Here is a 3,361-nt window from a genome sequence, read left to right on the forward strand (position 1 = left end):
TGGTTGTCGTGGCTCTGCGTGCAGCTGATTCGAGATGATCGTCGTTTTTTGTTTTTCTGGCTACGCCGCCCGCGGGGGAGGAGGGAGAGGGGGAGGGGGGAGGGGGAAGAGGAGGATAAGAGACAGGGCCGGCACGGGGCGGGCGACGGCGGAAGCAGGCATCGGGCGACCCATCGGGCGCGGGATGGGCATCCCGGGGCGGACGACGGTGGCGGCAGCGTGGCGCTGGGGCATGGTCATGGCTTCGTCTCCGGTACCAGCTCATGTCGTGGCGCCGGCTTCCCCACCGGCAACTGAACACGCATGCGCTGGTACTGAGCGTAAGGGGACAGGCGTGACTGATGCGATGGATGAAACGAACAGGCGGACCGGTCCGTCCTCGGCAGAACTACACGTATGCAACACGCGACACAGGCGTTCCGGCGCGTTCCGCGACACCGTGAACGTCCGATCACGCTGCGTCCACCTATTCGAGCGAATCGAGCGCTATCGTGTTCGGCTCGCTTCGCCGTGTGACGGTCGACGAGTCGACGTCACGACTTGTCGACTCCGAGCTCCACCGAGCGCGCGTGCGCGGCTTCGATGGCGGCGATGAGGGCGGCGCGGACACCGTGCCGCTCCAGCTCCCGGATCGCGGCGATCGTCGTCCCACCGGGACTGGTGACCGCCTCGCGTAGCTGGACCGGGTGCTCCCCCGAGTCGCGCATCATCACGGCCGCGCCGAGGGCGGTCTGGACGATGAGGTCGGCCGCGAGCGCGCGCGGGAGCCCGAGCAGGATCCCGGCGTCGACCATCGCCTCGACGAGGTAGAAGAAGTAGGCGGGCCCGCTCCCGGAGAGCGCCGTCGCGGCGTCCTGCTGCGCCTCGGGCACCCGCCGCACCCGGCCGACGGCGGCCAGCAGCGCCTCCGCCTCGTCCAGGTCCGTCTCCTCCGCGTGCGCGCCGGGCGACAGCACGCTCATCCCCTCGTCCACCAGGGCCGGGGTGTTCGGCATGACCCGCACGACGGGGACGCCCGCGGGCAGCGCCGCCTCGATCCGCGCCGTCGGCACGCCCGCGGCGATGGAGATCACGAGGTGACCGGTGTCGACGTGCCCGGCGACCAGCCCGAGCAGCCCGTCGATGTCCTGCGGCTTGACGGCGAGCAGCAGCACCCGGGCGCGAGCGGCGGCACCGGCCAGATCCACGGTGCCCACCCCGTACCGGTCGGCGAGCTGCTGCGCCCGCTCGGCGCTGCGCTCGCAGACCACGATGCCGTCCGGGCCCCCGCGTCGGACCAGCCCCGACAGCAGGGCCTCTCCCATCTTCCCGCCGCCGATGATCGCCAGACCGCGCCGGCCCGGGGCGGTCATGCCCGGCTCCCGCGCACGGGCACCTGCACGCGGACGGTGTGGCCCGCAGCGACCAAACGGTGCTGCTCCTCGGTGGGGGCTCCCCAGGGCATGACGTACTCCCAGCTGTCGGACGTGCGACCGTTCCAGGCCGCGCGCTCTCCGGTGATGGCGATCAGTCGTGGATCGGTGGTCGCGACGGCGAGGTCACCCTCGCCGGCCATGAGGACGGCGAGGCACCGGACGAACGCGAGGCCGGCGCCGGCACCCCGTCCCGCGGTCAGGCGGACGCGGCGGCCGGTCAGCGCGCGGCAACGCCCCTCGGCGCCCGGCGCGGTCGGGTCGACGAGGAGGCGGGCCGCCGGCAGCCGGGCCGCCACCCGGTCGACGTCGGGCACAGGACCGGTCAGCGCGAGCGCGACGCCGACGACCGGCAGCCGGTCGCGGGCCGGCAGCGTCACCTCGGAAACCGCCGCGATCCCCGCGCCGGTCACCCGGTCGGCCAGGTCGACGAGGACGGCGTCGGAGACCGTGCCGGCGAGCGCCAGGTCCACCCGCCGCCCATCGGCGACCAGGTCGCCCGCGGTCCGGACGGCGTCCTCGGCGACCGGCGCACGGCGGCGCGGCCGTCGCGCACGGCGGCGGGGACGCAGGACGGCAGGCACGTCCGAAACCGTAGTGCGCCCGGGTGTGTCCGCTCCGGCGGCCGGGTAGCGCCGCCCCATGGCAGGAGAACTGGACGGGATGAGGGTGGCCGTGCTGGCCACCGACGGCGTGGAGCAGGTCGAGCTGGACCGACCCTGGCAGGCGCTGGAGGAGGCGGGCGCCGAACCGGAACTGGTCTCGTTCAGCACGGGGACGATCACCGCCTACGAGCACATCGACAAGGGCGAGAAGCGCACCGTCCACACCGACCTCGGGTCGGCCGACCCCGACGACTACGCGGCGCTGGTCCTGCCCGGCGGCGTCATCAACGGTGACTTCGTGCGCGCCGACGCCGACGCCGTCACGTTCGTGAAGGCGTTCTTCGAGGCCGGGAAGCCGGTGGCCGCCATCTGCCACGCGCCCTGGGTGCTCATCGAGGCCGACGTCGTCCGCGGGCGCCGGATGACGTCGTGGCCGTCGCTGCAGACCGACCTGCGCAATGCGGGCGCGAACTGGGTGGACGAGGAGGTCGTCGTCGACGGCAACCTGATCACCAGCCGCAACCCCGACGACCTGGACGCGTTCGGCGCCGCGATCGTCGAGGAGTTCGCCGGATCCCGCGAGGAGCAGCCGACCGACGCCTGACCCCGGCGGTCAGGAGGTGCCGAGCAGGTTGGCGGCCGGGGCGATGGTGAGCAGCGTGCCGGCGAAGACCAGCACCGCGAGCAGCCGGGCACCGACCGGCTCGGCACCCTGCCGGTTCCGCCAGAGGTTGACGCCGGCCACCAGGCCGGTGACCGCGAGCGGCGCCAGGAACATCGCCAGCCGCGGCACCATCTCCCAGAGGACCGTGGCCGCGAAGTAGATGCCCACGCCGGTCGCCAGCGCGATCAGCAGCTCGCCGCCGAACCGCAGCCACGCCAGCGCGCTCTCCTGCGGTGTGCCGTCGAGGTCGCTGTCGGGCAGGTCGTCGGCACGGACCACGGGGATGGGGCCGGTGTGCGGATGGCTCTCGCGCTCCGCGGTGCGGGTGGCGCCGCGGCGCTCCTCGCCCTCGCCGGTCCGTCCGCCGCCGCGGGGCGTGGTCCGCTGGGCACCGGCGGCCTCGGCCGCACGACGCAGGGGCGGGACCGGCGCGGACGGCTGCGGGACGCCGGGCTTCCGGTCGGGGCGGAGACCGGGGATGGCCGCGGTGGACGGACCCGCGGTCACTGTCCGTTATACAACTATGCAGCTGTCGACGAAGAGGTTAGTGGAGATCACGGGTGTCGACGTTAACATGAACACGAAAAATAAGACATAACAAACACTAAGATAATGAATAAACATGAACAGACAAAAAACACTAATAGAATATAAAGATTAAAGAAGGATACAGTAGTATA

The 3,361-nt window shown here is 71.9% G+C and carries 4 protein-coding genes; 1 reads left to right on the plus strand and 3 read right to left on the minus strand.

Features of this window, described 5'->3' with window-relative positions; all coding sequences use genetic code 11:
- Positions 1-533: 533 nt before the first annotated feature.
- Both proC and C5508_RS19005 read right to left on the minus strand, forming a co-directional pair.
- Positions 534-1,352 carry a pyrroline-5-carboxylate reductase gene (proC, locus tag C5508_RS19000; protein ID WP_104526469.1) on the minus strand — a complete coding sequence of 273 codons (819 nt, stop codon included), beginning with the start codon at positions 1,350-1,352 and terminating at the stop codon, positions 534-536.
- Entirely contained in the window at positions 1,349-1,996 is a 648-nt protein-coding gene (locus tag C5508_RS19005; protein WP_104526470.1) for a hypothetical protein, read from the minus strand. The genes proC and C5508_RS19005 overlap by 4 nt, the downstream gene beginning before the upstream one ends.
- A gap of 58 nt (positions 1,997-2,054) precedes the next feature.
- Here C5508_RS19005 and C5508_RS19010 point away from each other — a divergent pair, with 58 nt between their 5' ends.
- Positions 2,055-2,621 carry a type 1 glutamine amidotransferase domain-containing protein gene (locus C5508_RS19010; RefSeq protein WP_104526471.1) on the plus strand — a complete coding sequence of 189 codons (567 nt, stop codon included), beginning with the start codon at positions 2,055-2,057 and terminating at the stop codon, positions 2,619-2,621.
- Positions 2,622-2,630: 9 nt separating this feature from the next.
- On the opposite strand, the gene C5508_RS19015 is transcribed toward C5508_RS19010, so the two are convergent.
- Positions 2,631-3,188, minus strand: coding sequence for a hypothetical protein (locus C5508_RS19015; RefSeq protein WP_198598192.1), 558 nt, complete (start codon positions 3,186-3,188; stop codon positions 2,631-2,633).
- Between the last annotated feature and the right edge of the window lie 173 nt (positions 3,189-3,361).

Source organism: Blastococcus atacamensis, from assembly GCF_002938425.1.
GTDB classification, from domain to species: Bacteria; Actinomycetota; Actinomycetes; order Mycobacteriales; family Geodermatophilaceae; genus Blastococcus; species Blastococcus atacamensis.

What these genes read in the sequence shown, in the direction of transcription:
- C5508_RS19010 (WP_104526471.1), top strand. Translation starts at nt 2,055, where the DNA reads ATGGCAGGAGAACTGGACGGGATGAGGGTGGCCGTGCTGGCCACCGAC.
- proC (WP_104526469.1), bottom strand. Translation starts at nt 1,352, where the DNA reads ATGACCGCCCCGGGCCGGCGCGGTCTGGCGATCATCGGCGGCGGGAAG.